General features: G+C 36.9%; 17 protein-coding genes and 1 riboswitch. Of the genes, 1 reads left to right on the top strand and 16 read right to left on the bottom strand.

Annotated features, from left to right (window positions below):
* Nucleotides 1-42: 42 nt before the first annotated feature.
* From metK to O3617_RS08320, 7 genes are all read right to left on the bottom strand, one after another.
* The gene (gene metK, locus O3617_RS08350) at nucleotides 43-1,233 is read right to left on the bottom strand and encodes a methionine adenosyltransferase (RefSeq protein WP_371449533.1); all 1,191 of its coding nucleotides are present in this window, start codon (nucleotides 1,231-1,233) and stop codon (nucleotides 43-45) included.
* 47 nt (nucleotides 1,234-1,280) lie between these two features.
* Nucleotides 1,281-1,380, bottom strand: a riboswitch (SAM riboswitch).
* 44 nt (nucleotides 1,381-1,424) lie between these two features.
* Nucleotides 1,425-3,128, bottom strand: a complete 1,704-nt coding sequence (locus tag O3617_RS08345; protein ID WP_371449532.1) for a SulP family inorganic anion transporter — start codon at nucleotides 3,126-3,128, stop codon at nucleotides 1,425-1,427.
* A gap of 4 nt (nucleotides 3,129-3,132) precedes the next feature.
* A complete protein-coding gene (coaBC, locus tag O3617_RS08340; protein WP_371449531.1) occupies nucleotides 3,133-4,335 on the bottom strand; it encodes a bifunctional phosphopantothenoylcysteine decarboxylase/phosphopantothenate--cysteine ligase CoaBC in 1,203 nt (400 codons plus the stop codon).
* 53 nt (nucleotides 4,336-4,388) lie between these two features.
* The gene (gene rpoZ / locus O3617_RS08335) at nucleotides 4,389-4,604 is read right to left on the bottom strand and encodes a DNA-directed RNA polymerase subunit omega (protein ID WP_005378818.1); all 216 of its coding nucleotides are present in this window, start codon (nucleotides 4,602-4,604) and stop codon (nucleotides 4,389-4,391) included.
* Nucleotides 4,605-4,608: 4 nt separating this feature from the next.
* Nucleotides 4,609-5,238, bottom strand: coding sequence for a guanylate kinase (gene gmk, locus O3617_RS08330; RefSeq protein WP_005378959.1), 630 nt, complete (start codon nucleotides 5,236-5,238; stop codon nucleotides 4,609-4,611).
* 8 nt (nucleotides 5,239-5,246) lie between these two features.
* Complete coding sequence (gene remA / locus O3617_RS08325; protein ID WP_005379012.1) at nucleotides 5,247-5,516, bottom strand: extracellular matrix/biofilm regulator RemA; 270 nt, start codon at nucleotides 5,514-5,516, stop codon at nucleotides 5,247-5,249.
* 12 nt (nucleotides 5,517-5,528) lie between these two features.
* Nucleotides 5,529-6,410, bottom strand: coding sequence for a YicC/YloC family endoribonuclease (locus tag O3617_RS08320; RefSeq protein WP_371449530.1), 882 nt, complete (start codon nucleotides 6,408-6,410; stop codon nucleotides 5,529-5,531).
* A 107-nt stretch (nucleotides 6,411-6,517) separates the two neighbouring features.
* Between O3617_RS08320 and O3617_RS08315 the strand changes: the two genes are divergently transcribed.
* The gene (locus O3617_RS08315; protein WP_371449529.1) at nucleotides 6,518-8,236 is read left to right on the top strand and encodes an NFACT family protein; all 1,719 of its coding nucleotides are present in this window, start codon (nucleotides 6,518-6,520) and stop codon (nucleotides 8,234-8,236) included.
* 79 nt (nucleotides 8,237-8,315) lie between these two features.
* Here the strand turns inward: O3617_RS08315 and O3617_RS08310 are convergent, their stop codons facing one another.
* The 9 genes from O3617_RS08310 to cmk all read right to left on the bottom strand — a co-directional run bounded on the left by O3617_RS08310 (nucleotide 8,316) and on the right by cmk (nucleotide 16,178).
* Nucleotides 8,316-8,780 (bottom strand): hypothetical protein, encoded by a 465-nt coding sequence (locus O3617_RS08310; RefSeq protein ID WP_005378819.1) that lies wholly within the window; start codon nucleotides 8,778-8,780, stop codon nucleotides 8,316-8,318.
* 14 nt (nucleotides 8,781-8,794) lie between these two features.
* Nucleotides 8,795-9,286, bottom strand: coding sequence for a pantetheine-phosphate adenylyltransferase (coaD, locus tag O3617_RS08305; protein ID WP_005378904.1), 492 nt, complete (start codon nucleotides 9,284-9,286; stop codon nucleotides 8,795-8,797).
* Nucleotides 9,287-9,290: 4 nt separating this feature from the next.
* A complete protein-coding gene (rsmD, locus tag O3617_RS08300) occupies nucleotides 9,291-9,842 on the bottom strand; it encodes a 16S rRNA (guanine(966)-N(2))-methyltransferase RsmD (RefSeq protein ID WP_371449528.1) in 552 nt (183 codons plus the stop codon).
* A gap of 69 nt (nucleotides 9,843-9,911) precedes the next feature.
* Complete coding sequence (locus O3617_RS08295; RefSeq protein ID WP_371449527.1) at nucleotides 9,912-10,910, bottom strand: NAD(P)H-dependent glycerol-3-phosphate dehydrogenase; 999 nt, start codon at nucleotides 10,908-10,910, stop codon at nucleotides 9,912-9,914.
* Nucleotide 10,911: 1 nt separating this feature from the next.
* Nucleotides 10,912-11,505, bottom strand: a complete 594-nt coding sequence (gene plsY, locus O3617_RS08290) for a glycerol-3-phosphate 1-O-acyltransferase PlsY (protein ID WP_371449534.1) — start codon at nucleotides 11,503-11,505, stop codon at nucleotides 10,912-10,914.
* A gap of 39 nt (nucleotides 11,506-11,544) precedes the next feature.
* Nucleotides 11,545-12,879, bottom strand: a complete 1,335-nt coding sequence (gene der / locus O3617_RS08285; protein ID WP_005381310.1) for a ribosome biogenesis GTPase Der — start codon at nucleotides 12,877-12,879, stop codon at nucleotides 11,545-11,547.
* A 114-nt stretch (nucleotides 12,880-12,993) separates the two neighbouring features.
* Nucleotides 12,994-14,892 carry a bifunctional 4-hydroxy-3-methylbut-2-enyl diphosphate reductase/30S ribosomal protein S1 gene (locus O3617_RS08280; RefSeq protein WP_371449526.1) on the bottom strand — a complete coding sequence of 633 codons (1,899 nt, stop codon included), beginning with the start codon at nucleotides 14,890-14,892 and terminating at the stop codon, nucleotides 12,994-12,996.
* Nucleotides 14,883-15,503, bottom strand: coding sequence for a lysophospholipid acyltransferase family protein (locus O3617_RS08275; RefSeq protein WP_371449525.1), 621 nt, complete (start codon nucleotides 15,501-15,503; stop codon nucleotides 14,883-14,885). Before O3617_RS08275 ends, O3617_RS08280 begins: the two co-directional genes overlap by 10 nt.
* Nucleotides 15,504-16,178 carry a (d)CMP kinase gene (gene cmk / locus O3617_RS08270; RefSeq protein WP_371449524.1) on the bottom strand — a complete coding sequence of 225 codons (675 nt, stop codon included), beginning with the start codon at nucleotides 16,176-16,178 and terminating at the stop codon, nucleotides 15,504-15,506. It lies immediately after the preceding gene.
* Nucleotides 16,179-16,181 lie beyond the last annotated feature (3 nt).

The raw sequence follows: 16,181 nt of genomic DNA, 5'->3' as shown, positions 1-16,181 counted from the left end.
AACTTTTTGGGGTCACTACAGCATGCTACTAAGTCTTTTTGATTATAAACCAGCTTCGTGACGTAAAATGTCAGCTTTATCTGTACGTTCCCAAGGAAGATCAACATCAGTTCTACCAAAGTGACCATACGCAGCCGTCTTAAGATAATGTGGTTTTAATAAATCAAGCATTTCAATGATACCTGCTGGACGCAAGTCGAAATGTTTGCTTACCAATTCTTGAATTTTTTCTTCGTCAATCTTAGCTGTACCAAATGTATCAACTAAAATTGATACAGGTTTCGCAACGCCAATAGCGTATGCTACTTGTACTTCGCATTTATCAGCGAGACCTGCAGCTACCACGTTTTTAGCTACATAACGAGCTGCATATGCTGCAGAGCGGTCAACCTTGGAAGGATCCTTACCGGAGAATGCGCCACCGCCATGACGAGCCATACCACCATAAGTATCAACGATAATTTTACGGCCTGTTAAGCCTGCATCGCCGTGTGGACCACCGATAACAAAACGCCCTGTTGGATTGATGAAAATTTTAGTCTTTTCATCAATGAATTCTGCAGGAAGTGCTGCATCGATAACATAGCGCTTCAAATCATTTTTAATTTGTTCTTGAGTTACTTCTGGACTATGTTGTGTAGAAATAACGATTGTATCAATACGTTTCGGTTGATTGTCAACATATTCTACAGTAACTTGTGTTTTACCATCTGGACGAAGGTATGTTAATGTACCATTTTTACGCACTTCTGCTAAACGACGGGATAAACGATGTGCTAAAGAAATCGGCATTGGCATATATTCAGGTGTTTCGTTGGTTGCGTAACCAAACATCATGCCTTGGTCACCAGCGCCAATTTTATCATTAATTTCGCTATTACCATCTTTAGATTCTAATGCTTCGTCTACGCCCATGGCGATATCTGCAGATTGTTCATCAATAGATACTAAGACGCCACAAGTATCACAATCGAAACCATATTTTGCACGAGTATAACCAATTTCACGAATTGTATCACGTACTACACGAGGAATATCAACATATGTGCTTGTAGAGATCTCCCCTACAACATGGACTAAACCTGTAGTCACAAGTGTTTCACAAGCTACACGAGCCTTTGGATCTTTTTCAATAATCGCATCCAAAACAGCATCAGAAATTTGGTCAGCTATTTTATCTGGATGGCCTTCCGTAACGGATTCAGAAGTAAAAAACATATGTTTTTCTGCCATTTTTGCCTCCTATAATAAAAAAATCCCTCATGGTCTCTCATGAGGGAGACCCATCTATCAGTCCATGACTGTTGGAATTAGCACCTTCTTTTAAAAAGGGTTGCTGTAGCTTCAACGGGCCGTTCCCTCCACTACTCTTGATGAGTTAAATTACGATATAAATTGTATACCTTTTTTGTAGAAAAATCAAGTTAATCCACTTTATGTAACGCTAAATCATGTTCAGCTTTATGTAATGCGCTTTCAAATTTTCGATATAAATGATGACGCCCCAGCATATCTAGAAAATCAGACTTGTACATTTCGCGACGTATATCATAGTTAATATCGCTTAATAATACTTCAATACCACGATTCTTTAATTCCTCAATAATTCCTTTCAAAATACGCAATCCTGTTAAATCAACAAAGGGTACTGAACCAAATCGAATGATTAAATATTTAGGATCTTTATGAATAGAATTAAGAGCTCTATCAAATGCAGATATAGCGCCAAAGAATAAAGGACCCTCTACGGTATATACCATGATATCTGGATGTATCTCAATTTCATGCTTTTCTTGTTCAGATAATTCTTTACAGCTCATCTCATGAACATCAATAGTACCTATCATCTTACGCATAAATTGCAATACAGCTAACACGACGCCCACATTTACAGCTACGACCAAATCAGTGAAGATTGACAAAAAGAATGTGAGAATCAGTATAATTTGATCTGGTCGTGGTGCTAGTCGCAACATCCGTATAAAACGTGGTACATCACTCATGTTATATGCCACAACAAATAAGATGGCCGCCATAGAGGCTAACGGAATATATACGGCGTACGGAGCTAAGAATAACAGAATAGCACATAGCACGATAGCATGAACAATACCGGCTATCGGCGAGTTTCCACCTTGACGGATATTTGTTGCGGTCCGTGCAATAGCACCGGTCGCTGCAATACCACCAAACAAAGGAGCAAAAATATTAGCTAAACCTTGACCAAATAATTCCGTATTAGATTCGTGTTTTTGTCCACTCATACCATCTGCTACCACTGCAGATAACAAGGATTCTATGGCTCCAAGCATGGCTATTGTAAATGCAGGGCCAATCAACGAAAAAATCTTATCTAAGGATAGATTAGGAAATGAAAATAATGGTAATCCTTGTGGTATTCCACCAAAGGCAGTGCCAATTGTTTGTACACTAGGAAATTGATAATATCCTTGGATAAGTGTAGCAATAATCATCGCTATAATAGGGGCTGGTACTTTTTTTACAACAGGAATCCGAGGTAGTACTAATAATAGTATTAAGCTAAATAGGGCAATTCCTAATGTAGGTAAATCAGAATTAGGTAGTGATTGTATCATCAACCAAAGCTTTTCGTGAAAATGCGGTACATAAGGTAGTGAGGGGAAACCAAAGAAATAAGGCCATTGCCCTACCCAAATTGTAACACCAATACCAGCAGTAAATCCCATAATAACAGGCGCTGGTATATATCTTATTACATTGCCTAGTTTAGCTATGCTCATTAATAATAGCATGATGCCAGCCATCATGGTTGCTATCTGTAATCCGTCAAATCCATAATTAACGACTATACTGCTTAATAAAACAATAAATGCGCCTGTAGGACCAGCAATTTGAACTTGAGATCCCCCAAACAATGATACAAATATACCTGCAATAATAGCAGTATATATACCAGCTTGCGGTGTAACACCACTAGCTATAGCAAACGCCATAGCCAATGGTAAAGCGACTACACCTACAACGAGACCAGCTAATATATTATTGCCCCATTGAGATCTACATAACGAACCTTGCTGATATGCCCTTGTATGGCAAACATGAAAATAACACTTCTTTCTACAACTACAAACTCTAGCTAAAATCATACAATTATTGTACGTCTAACAACTCAATAACTTCTCCTATAATGAACTTAGCTAACTCAGATTTCTGCATATTCGGCATTACTTTTGGTTCTTTATTCGGATATAAGAAGTATCCTTCATTAGTATCTACATTAAACCCAGCATTTGATTTGCTTACATCATTAGCAACTAACATATCAAGATTTTTGCGACGAACCTTATCCATACCATAATCAACAACATGTTCCGTTTCTGCAGCGAAACCAACCAGTAATTGATGGGTTTTATGCTCTCCTAGTCCTTTAAGTATATCTGGATTCTTTACGAGCTCTAAAGTCATAGATTCCATTTTTTTTATTTTTTGAGGAGCTTTATTAGCCACCCTAAAATCTGAAACAGCAGCAGCCATAATCACCACATCTGATGATTCGTAATTGGAATTAACAACCTCTTGCATAGATTCTGCAGAATCTACAGCTATATATTCAACACCTTTAGGAATTTCTAAAGATGTAGGGGCGCTTACTAGAATTACGCGAGCCTTTTCCTTAACAGCAGCAGCGGCAATGGCATATCCCATCTTTCCACTCGATCTGTTACCAATATATCTTACAGGATCGATATTTTCTTGTGTTCCACCTGCTGTAACAAGGACAGTCTTACCAGCTAATTTACCTGTTCCTTCAAGGGATTGTAATTCTTCTGTCAACCAATTAACAATATCTTCGGGTGATGGCAGTCTCCCCACACCTGTAACACCACAAGCTAGCCAGCCAGCATCAGGTTGCATAATATGGTACCCCAAAGACGATAAATCCTTTAAGTTTCTCTGAACGATAGGATTATTGAACATCTCTGTATTCATGGCAGGGCATAAAAATTTAGGTGCTGGTGTTGCCATAATAGTCGTTGTTAGCATATCATCGGCTATACCTGCTCGTATTTTACCAATTACATTGGCTGTAGCTGGTACCACAATATAAGCATCAGCCCATGTTGCCAAAGCAATATGCTCTACATTCCAATCATGAATTTCTTCCCACATATCAACAGCTACAGGATGTCCACTAATTTCACCAAATGTCATAGGTGTCGCAATATGTGTAGCATTCTTAGTCATTACGACTTTCACTTCTGCTCCAGCCTTGCGTAAACGACTAACTACTTCAATAGCTTTATACGCAGCAATACCTGCTGATACACCTACGATAATATGTTTGCCTTTCATAATTCTCCTTTTAAAAATTCCTTGTACAAATGTACAAGGAATTTTGAGTAAAATTATTTAATACCTTCTTTAGTGCGTTTATATGTTACTTCACCTTCAGCAATTTCATAGAATGCTAAAGATACAGGTTTATCTGTATTATGAATATCTGTAGCAAGACATTCTTCACCATCGGTCAACTCACGAGCGCGTTTAGCTGCTAGCGTTACCAATGTATATTTACTATCTACACGTTTTTCCAATGCTTTCAATGGAGGTTTTACCATCATACTATCACTTCTCCTTAGACTCTTGATATTGCTTATAAATATATTGAATTTGCTCTTTATTACGACTGATCTTACAAGCTTCAGCGCGCAATATAGAAGCAACCTTTAAGGACGCATCCTCTAAATCATCATTGACCACAATATAATCATAACGATGAGCTAATGCTAACTCAGAACATGCCAATGACAAACGTTTATCGATAACCTCTTTTGCATCAGTTCCTCGATTATGAAGACGTTCAGATAATTCGGTTAAAGATGGCGGTACAATATAAATAAATACAGCATCACTAAATCGCTCTTTAACCTGCATAGCACCTTGAATATCGATTTCAAGAAGCACACTCTTCCCTTCATCTAATAAATTCATTACATGTTGTTTTGGGGTGCCATAATAATTATCATATACCTTAGCATACTCTAAAAATGCATCTTCTGACAATAATGATTCAAATTCTTCTTTTGTACGGAAGAAATAATTAATTCCTTCCTTTTCTCCAACCCGTGGTTCACGTGTGGTCATAGATACAGAATATACAAGATTAGGCATTTCACCTCGTATATTGGAACAAATCGTTCCCTTGCCTGCACCAGATGGGCCGGAGATAACAATTAATAAACCTCGATCTGCCATATTAACTCCTAAGCTTCTACAGTATCTTCATCGACTTCGTGTTGCACAATACGATGTGCCACTGTTTCTGGTTGAATAGCTGACAATACGATTTGCCCACTATCCATAACGAGCACAGCTCGGGTTTTACGTCCGTAGGTTGCATCTATGAGGAGACTTTTATCTCTTGCATCTTGAACCATGCGTTTAATAGGTGCAGATTCAGGGCTAATAATAGCGATAACGCGATTAGCAGAAACCATATTACCAAAACCAATGTTCAGTAATTGGATACTCATAAATAGACCTCCTTACTCTATGTTCTGTACTTGTTCTCTAACTTTTTCTAATTCACATTTTAATTGTACCACATGGTCTGTCAATGTTATATCCATCGCTTTTGAGCCAATCGTATTAACCTCACGATTCATCTCTTGAATGATAAAATCTAACTTACGACCAATCGGTTCATCCATCTTAAGTGTATTTGTTAATTGTACCACATGAGACCTAAATCGGACAATCTCTTCCGTAATATCTGTTTTATCAGCTATGATAGCAACTTCTTGAAGTAAACGATCTTCATTAGCAACAATATCAAGGCCTTCCACATATTCCATTATTTTAGTTCGCAAATTTTCTTTATAAGCAATAACAGCATCTGCTTTATGAGTGTTAATTTCTTCTATAATGTCTGTCATTTGTGAAAGCCGGTGTAACAAATCTTGTTGAATATGGACCCCCTCCAATTGTCGCATACTCTCTAATGCATGAAGTGCATAAGTTGTAGTATTAGTAACCAAGGCCTGAAGAACATCATTTGAGACTTCAGTATCCTGGATTTGTACCCACTCATTAGATATAGCCATTACTGCCGATAAAGGTACCGATTGGGGCTCACTATAAAATCCTTCTGATACCAGTAAATCTTGTATTTGACGTTTTAAAGAACTATTTATTAAGAACTGCTTTTCTCTATCCCCAACATCCTGCAATGTTACAAATACATCAACCTTACCTCGATGTAATGTCTTTTGTATACATTTACGGATACTATGCTCTACAGAATTTATTTGTTTAGGGCTTCGTATGTTAAGATCTAAAAATCTAGAATTAACCGATTTAATCTCTATGGTACATTGTAAACCATCTACATTTTGTGTTGCTCGCCCAAATCCGGTCATGCTATTCATGGAAGAACCTCCTTTTTATCTATTGTAACATGAATCTTAAAGATATCTATTAAATATCTGTGATATACTAAACTATACATTGTGAATAACCAAAAGAAAGGATCACTATGAATTTAGATGGACTAACCATGTCTGTATTAGCCAAAGAATTAAATCAAAGCTTACAGAGTGGACAAATACAAAAATTATATCAAGTTGATAAACATTCATTACTTTTTAAAGTGCGCAGCGCCAATCAAGATGTAAATCTTATGATTACTGTAGGTGCTAATCCTGCTGTCTATATATGTAAACCCATACAAGACTTACCGAAAGAACCTAGTTCATTATGTATGTTCCTGCGAAAACATATTGAAGGTAGCCGCATAGCATCAGTGGAACAAATTAATGGTGACAGAATTTTATGTATCCATATTGATAAGCTTGAAATGGATGGATCTATAACATCTACAGCAATCTATATTGAACTTATGGGTAAATATTCTAATTGTATCTTTGTACAAAACGATATCATTTTAGAATCTCTAATCCATGTATCACCATTAATGAACAGGGAGCGTTCTGTAGGTCCTAAGATGACATACGAATTACCACCCAACTCAAATCGTGTATCCTTACTAGATTTTAATGAAGATGAAATCTTTAATTTGCTTACCACATTTGGATCCGGTACAGTCACAAATGCTATACGCTCCGTATTTAATGGTTTCGGTAAAGCTTTATTAGACTATGTTCTAAATCTATCACATCTATCAGGATTAGAAGACATTAATGCATTATCAAATGATGTGTTACATATATTAGCAAACGCTTTATACCATGTAAAAGAAAATTTATTAGAAGCTCATCAATTATTAGTCTATGAAAATGTAAATAACAAAAAGATATATATGCCATTCCCTATGGACACAGAATTTACATTAATTAAAATATATCCTACAATATCAGAGGCCATCGAAGAATCAATAACCAAATCAGGAGCAATACATACAGCTGATAAGGAATTAGAACGTATCATTTCAAATGCTATAAAAAAAGAAGAACTACGTCATAAAAAAATAAAAGAAGAACTCGATGATACGCAAAAGATGGAAACTTATAAATTATATGGCGATCTTTTAATGATTAATAGTCATGTACAGGCTCACTATAAACCTTCGATTGACGTACAAAATCTACTTTCAGAACCCGCAGAAACCATAACCATTCCTTTAAAGCCGGAACTGACAATTGTAGAAAATGGGCAATGGTATTACAAACTTTATACCAAATTAAAAAATCGGATTATTAGTGGCCAATATCAACTGGACCAAAGTACAGTAAAATTAGAATATTATAGAACAATCTTATACAGTTTATCCTTGGCAACAACGAGGGAATCCTTAGAAGAAATACGCCATGAGTGTATGGATGCAGGTATTATAAAAAAATCTAAAAAAACTCTCTCCTATAAATTGGGAAAATCCAATTATATTCATTTAGAAATTCCTGAAGGGGACCTCTATATAGGACGTAATAACCAACAAAATGAATATTTAACACATCGATTTGCTAAACCAAATGATTTATGGTTCCATACACAGGATATTCAAGGTTCACACCTTATCTTGCGAACTGAAACGGATCCTGATGATATGCTCATATCCCAAGTAGCTAAATATGCAGCTTACTTTAGCAAGGCACGCCATTCATCAAAGGTACCTGTAGATTATACATATATCAAAAATATCAAAAAACCGCCTAAGTCTCCATTAGGTTTTGTCATTTTTAATACACATCAAACTATGATTGTAGAACCAGAAAAACCACCTATGTATAAAGATTAACAATATTCCCATATATGAGAATAGCAAAAGCCCCCGATATTTCCTATCGGGGGCTTTCAATATACCTTTAATATATGAATTATTGGTTTTCAGTCTTTTGTTCACTTTGTTGCAAGCTTTCGCGATTTTGACGAAGGCTTTCCAACGTTTTTTCTAAATTGTTTTCTACATATTTCAATACATCACCAGCATATTGAATAGAACTAGATTTTAACTCTTCAGAAGATTGGTTTGCAGCATTGATAATTTGATTAGCTTGTTCTTGTGCTTGCTTAACAAGTTCACTTTCAGCAGTCAATTTAGCAATATAATCTTTAGCTTGATCAATTAATGTTTCAGCTTGACGTTGAGCATCAGCCAATACTTTATCTTTTTCAGCCACAATACGACGAGATTCATCGAGCTCAAGTGGTAAAGATTCTTGAATTGCATCGATAATACGCATAATTTCATCTTCTTCTACCATGCGTTTTGTAGTCATAGGAATACGGCTGCTAGATTCAATAAGAACCTCTAAATCTTCAAGTAATTTTTCTGTTTTCATACAATTCACTCCTATTATTTATTACCATCGATGTTAAAACGTTTTTCTAATTTGATCTTTACATCATCAGGAACAAGTCCATCTAACTTACCACCAAATTTAGCTAACTCACGAATCCCTGTTGAGCTCACAAAAGAATATTTATTATTAGTCATAATAAACACTGTTTCAATATCATCATCCAAGTATTTTGCAAACAAAGCACGCTGAAATTCATATTCAAAATCGCTAAGAGCTCTGAGACCACGGATAATGATACTTGCATTTTTGGATTTTACATAATCGATGAGCAATCCACCTGTACAGTCGATTTCTACATTAGGAATATGCTTAACCGCATTGCGAATCATTTCAACGCGTTCTTCCATAGTAAACAATGAATTCTTATTAGGATTTGAACTTACAGCGATAATCAACTTGTCTACGAGACGACTACCGCGCTCAAAAATGTCAACGTGACCATTTGTAACGGGGTCAAAACTTCCTGGGCAAACTCCTATTCGCAAGGGTCTAACTCCTTTCACTATGTTTCAGAAAATATGAAACAAGGGTGTAACCAAATTTTTGTTCCTTTATACATTCCCATTCTGGTGGTATGGTGAAAGCCTCATCTTTATGATGTTCTAATACTAAAATACCATCATCAGCTAACGCATCATGAACCACAACAAAATCAATGGTCTCTTGTATAAAGCCATTTTCATATGGTGGATCTGAAAAAATATAATCGAACTGCTGGTCACCTATAAAATGTTTCAACTGTGAAAGTTTCTTAGGTATGATTTGAATTCGATCCAACACACGACAATGTTCTGCATTCTCTCGAATTAATTTACCAGTTCGAAAATCAACAGCAATTGCTGTTTCAGCTCCACGACTGAGTGCTTCAATGGCAACAGCCCCGGTACCAGAAAATAAATCTAATACGCGGGCACCATATATACCACGATGCGCTAAGACGTTGAAGATACTTTCACGAACACGATCCAAGGTGGGACGTGTATCCATCCCCTTCGGAGCTTTTATAGTATGGCCCTTTGCAGTGCCTCCGATAATTCGCATACAATCCTCACTAGATTATACTCATTAATTATAGTATATAAATACCTAAAATAAAAGTATCTTTTATAATTATGATACTTCGATTTTACTATCTCGTCCCATCAATTCTTGCAATGCTAATTGAGGTGCCTTCTCTTCATATAATACCTCATATAGCGATTGTGTGATAGGCATCTCTACACGATGTTGAATAGCCATATCTCGAATAATAGATGTTGCAAAAAAGCCTTCAACCACCATATTAGTATGATTCATAATATAGTCCATCGTCTTGCCATCAGCTAATTGTTGCCCCGCTGCACGGTTACGGCTATGAGAACTCATGCACGTAGCAATTAAATCACCCATACCTGCAAGACCTGCGTAGGTTTCTTTTCTTGCACCTAATGCTACACCAAATCGTGTCATTTCATGTAAACCACGAGTTAATAATAAAGCCTTACAATTATCTCCAAGAGACAATCCATCAACGATACCAGCAGCCAAAGCTATTACATTTTTCGTAGCACCTGCGAGTTCAACACCAATATAATCATCGCTAGTATAAATACGAAACTCTTTACTGTGTAATGCCTGTTGCACCTTTTTCCCAACATCCATAGATGTTGTACCTACCACAGCTGCAGCGGGTAAATTCCTACCAATTTCTTCTGCATGATTAGGTCCGGATAAAACTGTAAGATCACATCCTACCGATGATAGTTCTTCCTTCATAACAGTAGTTAATAATTTGCCACTATCGCGCTCTACCCCTTTAGAACATAGCACATAGATTTGATTTTTATGAGCATAGCCCTTTAAATTCTGTAACGCAGTACGGACGTGTATAGATGGAGTAACAACCAGTACAATATCAGCTTGTTCAACACACATCTTTAGGTCAGAGCTAATCATTAGTTCATCTGGTAGTATAACACCAGCTAGATATACCCTATTCTCTCTATATTTAATGAGTTCATCTCTAAATTCTGGACGTCGGCAATATAAGATTGTGTCATTTCCTGCCACTACGGACTTAATAGCAAGAGCAGTCCCCCAACTACCAGAGCCGATGATGCAAACTTTCATATTACTCTCCTTTTTTGACGCGTTCTACCTTTAATTCTTTACCTGCTAATAGGCGAGAGATATTTTCTCGATGGCGTACAATAACAAATAATGCAGCTAATGCACCAAATCCAACAAACCACCAAGATTCTCCTGTCACAAACATCAATATAGGAACCAAGGCAGCAGCTACAATAGATCCTAAAGAGACTAATTTTGTAAAATATACAATGACACCCCAAATGGCAAAACAAATAGCAGCAACCATTGGAGATAGTGCAATAAGAACACCTAAGCCAGTTGCAACACCACGGCCACCCTTAAATCCAAGAAATAAGGACCAATTATGTCCAACCATAGCTAAAATACCGCCTAAAATCATATACATCGGATTCAAGGAGGAGAATAGGAGCACACCGATAGCCCCCTTTAAGGCATCACAAAAAAATACAGGAAGCGCTGCCTTTAAACCAATGACACGATACGTATTAGTGGCGCCTATATTTTTAGAGCCATATAAGCGGACATCTGTATTAAAAAACAACTTGCCAATAATCAACCCACTAGGAATAGATCCAATAACATAGGCTAATACGGCATATCCTATGATAGGCATTACATCAACCACAATTTTCACCCTTACCCTTTATAACCATTATTCTTCGTCTTCGCGTTTTTTACCACGAAGAATAAGTCGAATTGGAGTACCTTCGAAACCAAAACTTTCACGTAAACGATTCTCTAAGAAACGCATATACGAGAAATGGATTAATTCAGGTTCATTTACAAAGAGAATAAAGGTAGGCGGTTTAACACTAGCTTGTGTCATATAGTAAATTTTAGGAATTCTACCATTGCGTGATGGCACAGGATTTACAGTTTGCGCATCTTGTAAAAGCTGATTTAAAGTGCCCGTAGAAACGCGACGATATTGTTGTTCAGATACAAACTTAAGCATATCGGCCAAGCGATGAATACGTTGTTTTGTCAATGCGGAAGCAAATAAGATAGGTGCGAATTGCAAAAATCCTAACTCATCATAAATGTCCTCAGTATATCTCAACGTGGTTTTATCATCTTTTTCTACAAGATCCCATTTATTTACTACAATGATAACGCCTTTACCTGCTTCGTATGCATAACCAGCAATTTTTTTATCTTGTTCAGTAACGCCATCAACGCCATCTAATACAAGGACAACGATATCAGAACGATCAACGGAACGAAGAGAACGAACGATACTATAACGTTCAACAGCTTCATCAATCTTAGACTTACGTCGCATTCCCGCCGTATCGATGAGTACAAATTTTTGATCCCCATGTGTCCAGTGCGTATCGATAGAATCCCGCGTAGTACCGGCTACATCAGAAACGATAACGCGATCTTGACCTAATAAAGCATTTGTTAAGGATGATTTACCTACATTAGGACGACCTATAATAGCTACATGAATCGTATCTTCCTCATCTACGTTCGTACCTACAGGCGGAAAATGCTTTACTGTATCATCTAGTAAATCACCTAAGTTCATTAAATTCTTAGCAGAAATACCAATAGGGTCGCCAAGTCCTAGATTATAAAATTCATATATATTTGGTTCTTGATTGACACTATCAATTTTATTAACAACTAAAACTACAGGTTTTCCACTAGTACGTAAAATATTAGCTACTTCTTCATCAGCAGGAACAATCCCTTGCTTACCATCAACAACAAAGAGAATTACATCTGCCTCTTCAATTGCGAGCTCCGCTTGTAAACGCATCATTTTGGGAATAACATGACTATTTTCGGTGACAAACTCAATACCACCTGTATCTATCATTGTGAACTCACGATTTAGCCATTCTGCATCAAAATAGATTCTATCCCGTGTTACACCAGGAATATCCTCTACAATAGAAATACGTTTATTAACAATGGCATTAAATAATGTAGATTTCCCTACATTTGGACGACCTACTACGGCCACTAATGGTTTTGCCATACTTTCACCTCATTTATAATTATATATATCACTTCATTTTATCATATTAAAGGGAATGTACGCAAAAAGGCTAATCAAGGAAAACCTTGATTAGCCTCGTTAAAAACTTCTGAATTATTCAGCGTCTTCTTCTGTTTCTTTTGGTTCCATCAACTCAGTCAAAGCCAAGCCCAATTTCTTTTCATCTTTATTAAGAGAAATAATTTTAACTTCAACTTCTTGACCGCGGTTTAAATAATCTTCAACTTTTGCATTACGTTGTTTTGTAATTTGAGAAATATGAAGTAAACCTTGAATATCATCGTTAACAGCTACAAATGCACCGTAAGCAACCAAACGAACAACTTTACCAGTGATTACATCACCAACATGTAAAGTTTCTTCAGCAACATCCCATGGGCTCTTAGTTAAAGCTTTCAAGGACAAGGATAATTTGTTGCTTTCAGGGTCGAAGGATTGTAATTTAACTTCGATTTCTTGGCCAACGGAAAGAACATCTTCCACTTTTTTAATTTTTTGCCAAGAAATATCAGAAATATGAAGTAAACCTTCGATACCACCGATATCTACGAATGCACCATAAGGCATGATTTTACGAACGATACCTTTATAGTTTTCACCAACGTTGATATTTTTCAATGCTTCAGCTAATTTTGCTTGACGTTCCACTTCAAGTACTGCACGGCGAGAAAGAACCAAACGGTTTTTCTTTTCGTCGATTTCAAGAACTTTTGCTTCGAATTCAGTACCAACCAAGTTTTCCAAAGATTTTACGAAATGCACATCACCTTGGGACAATGGAATGAAACCACGAAGGGATTTTACTGTTACCACCAAGCCAGCTGGGATAGCATCGATACCTTTACATACGATAGGTTCGTCTTTTTCTTGAGCTTCGATAACATATTGCCAATCTTCATCTTTAGCCAAACGAGTCATGGAAAGATAAATAGGATTATCTTCTTTGATGTGGTTCATGATAACTGCTTTAATTTCATCACCATTTTTCAACACATCTTTGGCAGAGTTTGGTGCTGGATAAGAAATTTCAGTTCTATTCAAAATTGCTTCAGTTTTGTAGCCAAAAGATACCCATGCGCGTTCATCTTCAACTTGTACTACTTGACCTTCTACAACGTTTCCTTTCTTAAATTCTTCTTGACCTTCTGCTGCTAATAATTCTGCAAAATCTTTCATTGTCTCAATGACCTCCTTAATAATCCAGTCGGGAGTCGATGCTCCTGCTGTTACCCCTACCGTCTGTACTCGGTTAAACCATTCCAGTTGTAATTCAGTAGAAGTTTCAATGTGATAAGTCGTACATCCAACGTCTCGACAAACCTCTGCCAAGCGGTTTGTATTGCCGCTATTTTTACCACCTATCACAATCATAAGATCTACGTTACGAGCTAATTCAACGGCGGAATTCTGACGCTCCTGTGTTGCATTGCATATCGTTTTGAAAATCTTAAGATTCTTAGATTTTTTCTCTAATATCTCTATTATACTGTTAAATTTGAATTGTGAAAAGGTAGTTTGAACAACTACGCCCATTTTTTCAACAATTTGTAGATTTTTAGCGGATTCTTCATCTTCGATGATTATGCCTTTATTATTCGCCCATAAATTAATACTTTTAACCTCAGGATGGTTTTTTTCACCCAAAATAACTAGTGTCATACCATCTTCAATAACAGATTTTGCATCTTGTTGCGCTTTTTTCACATGTGGGCAAGTAGCATCCAAGATGTTTAACCCTTTTACTTCTGCTTCTTCGTAAATCGCTGGACCTACGCCATGAGAACGAATGATCATAGTGCCTTCAGCAATATCAGACACCTCTTCGATGGGGCTAACGCCTTTACTTTCCAAACGACCTACTACTTGTGGATTATGAATGATAGGACCTAATGTATAGCTTTTACCATCACTATTTGCAGCTTCATTAGCCATTTCAACAGCTCGTTTTACGCCATAACAAAAGCCATGATTTTCAGCCAAAATTATTTCCATAATGTCTCCTCTATGCGATTTTCATGATAAGAATCAATCATGCGTTGAATTTCACCCTTTACGCGATCATTAACCTCTTTTATAGCGTCGGGTGTCGGTTTAGCTTTGCTAACAGGTACCTGTTTACCAATGATACAAGCAACTTGATTTCTCTTCATATTATGAGAACCAATAATGGCAACTGGGGTAATACCGATTCCTGTACGCAATGCAATGGATGCAGCACCATCATGAAATCGGCCCAATTTCCCACTCTTTTGACGATTGCCTTCAGCAAAAATTCCTAATACTTTATCATTCTTTAAAAGACCTAAAGCATGCCGAATAGCAACCTTATCTATAGCGCCTCGATTTAACGGAAAAGCGCCAAGCCAAGTACAAAAAAATCGTGAAATTGGATTTACAAATAGCTCTTGTTTCGCCATAAAATGTACATGTCTAGGTAAGGCATAGCCACAAATAGGTGGATCATTATTACTTAAATGATTTGGTACCACAATGACAGGTCCTTCCATAGGGAAATTATCGCGACCATATACCTTTAATCCATAGCCAACTTTATAGCGCAACCAAAAGGCGGTTCGCCAAAGCCATGTAGAAAATTTGTTCATTTAGATTCGCTCCTGTACTAGATGTAATATATGTTCTACAGTTTCATCAAATGTCATTTCGCTGGAATCGACCAATACAGCATCCTCTACCTGAATCAATGGAGATTCCTTTCGATTCTTATCCATATCATCACGTTGCATAACACTCTCTTTAATATCCTCTAAAGTTTGTTCGTTAACTGTACCCTTCACTTCTAAATAACGGCGCATAGCACGAGCCTCTACAGAAGCAGTTAGATATATTTTTAGTTCTGCATTAGGTAATACAACGGAACCGATATCGCGTCCATCGAGTATAACACCACCAGCTTCTGCCATAAGACGTTGTCGTTCAACTAAGTATTGGCGTACACCCTTATAAGACGCCACTATAGAGACAGCATTATTAACTTGTGGTGTTCTAATATAGTCAGTAATATCTTCACCAGCGATAAATACCTTACAGGAGTCATCACTTGGTTCCATTGTAAGGTCTAATTCTGGTAATAATGCTTCCACAGCCTTTTGATTATGTACATCAATATGATTGTGTAATACAGCCCACGTAACAGAACGGTACATAGCACCTGTATCAATATAAAGATAACCTAATTTTTTAGCTACAATCTTAGAAATAGAAGATTTTCCAGCTCCTGCTGGGCCGTCAACAGCAACGGCAATTTTATGTGTATTCATAAT

Source organism: Veillonella sp. 27098_8_77, assembly GCF_041431535.1.
Classification (GTDB): domain Bacteria; phylum Bacillota; class Negativicutes; order Veillonellales; family Veillonellaceae; genus Veillonella.
This window is presented reverse-complemented; position numbering and strand designations above follow the sequence as displayed.

Coding starts and splice junctions, on each gene's coding strand:
- remA (WP_005379012.1), bottom strand. CDS start 5,516: ATGAGTATCCAATTACTGAACATTGGTTTTGGTAATATGGTTTCTGCT.
- metK (WP_371449533.1), bottom strand. CDS start 1,233: ATGGCAGAAAAACATATGTTTTTTACTTCTGAATCCGTTACGGAAGGC.
- plsY (WP_371449534.1), bottom strand. CDS start 11,505: ATGCCTATCATAGGATATGCCGTATTAGCCTATGTTATTGGATCTATT.
- O3617_RS08275 (WP_371449525.1), bottom strand. CDS start 15,503: ATGAACAAATTTTCTACATGGCTTTGGCGAACCGCCTTTTGGTTGCGC.
- O3617_RS08315 (WP_371449529.1), top strand. CDS start 6,518: ATGAATTTAGATGGACTAACCATGTCTGTATTAGCCAAAGAATTAAAT.
- cmk (WP_371449524.1), bottom strand. CDS start 16,178: ATGAATACACATAAAATTGCCGTTGCTGTTGACGGCCCAGCAGGAGCT.
- O3617_RS08295 (WP_371449527.1), bottom strand. CDS start 10,910: ATGAAAGTTTGCATCATCGGCTCTGGTAGTTGGGGGACTGCTCTTGCT.
- O3617_RS08310 (WP_005378819.1), bottom strand. CDS start 8,780: ATGAAAACAGAAAAATTACTTGAAGATTTAGAGGTTCTTATTGAATCT.
- der (WP_005381310.1), bottom strand. CDS start 12,879: ATGGCAAAACCATTAGTGGCCGTAGTAGGTCGTCCAAATGTAGGGAAA.
- rpoZ (WP_005378818.1), bottom strand. CDS start 4,604: ATGATGGTAAAACCTCCATTGAAAGCATTGGAAAAACGTGTAGATAGT.
- O3617_RS08345 (WP_371449532.1), bottom strand. CDS start 3,128: ATGATTTTAGCTAGAGTTTGTAGTTGTAGAAAGAAGTGTTATTTTCAT.
- rsmD (WP_371449528.1), bottom strand. CDS start 9,842: ATGCGAATTATCGGAGGCACTGCAAAGGGCCATACTATAAAAGCTCCG.
- coaBC (WP_371449531.1), bottom strand. CDS start 4,335: ATGAAAGGCAAACATATTATCGTAGGTGTATCAGCAGGTATTGCTGCG.
- gmk (WP_005378959.1), bottom strand. CDS start 5,238: ATGGCAGATCGAGGTTTATTAATTGTTATCTCCGGCCCATCTGGTGCA.
- O3617_RS08280 (WP_371449526.1), bottom strand. CDS start 14,892: ATGGAAATAATTTTGGCTGAAAATCATGGCTTTTGTTATGGCGTAAAA.
- O3617_RS08320 (WP_371449530.1), bottom strand. CDS start 6,410: ATGAATAGCATGACCGGATTTGGGCGAGCAACACAAAATGTAGATGGT.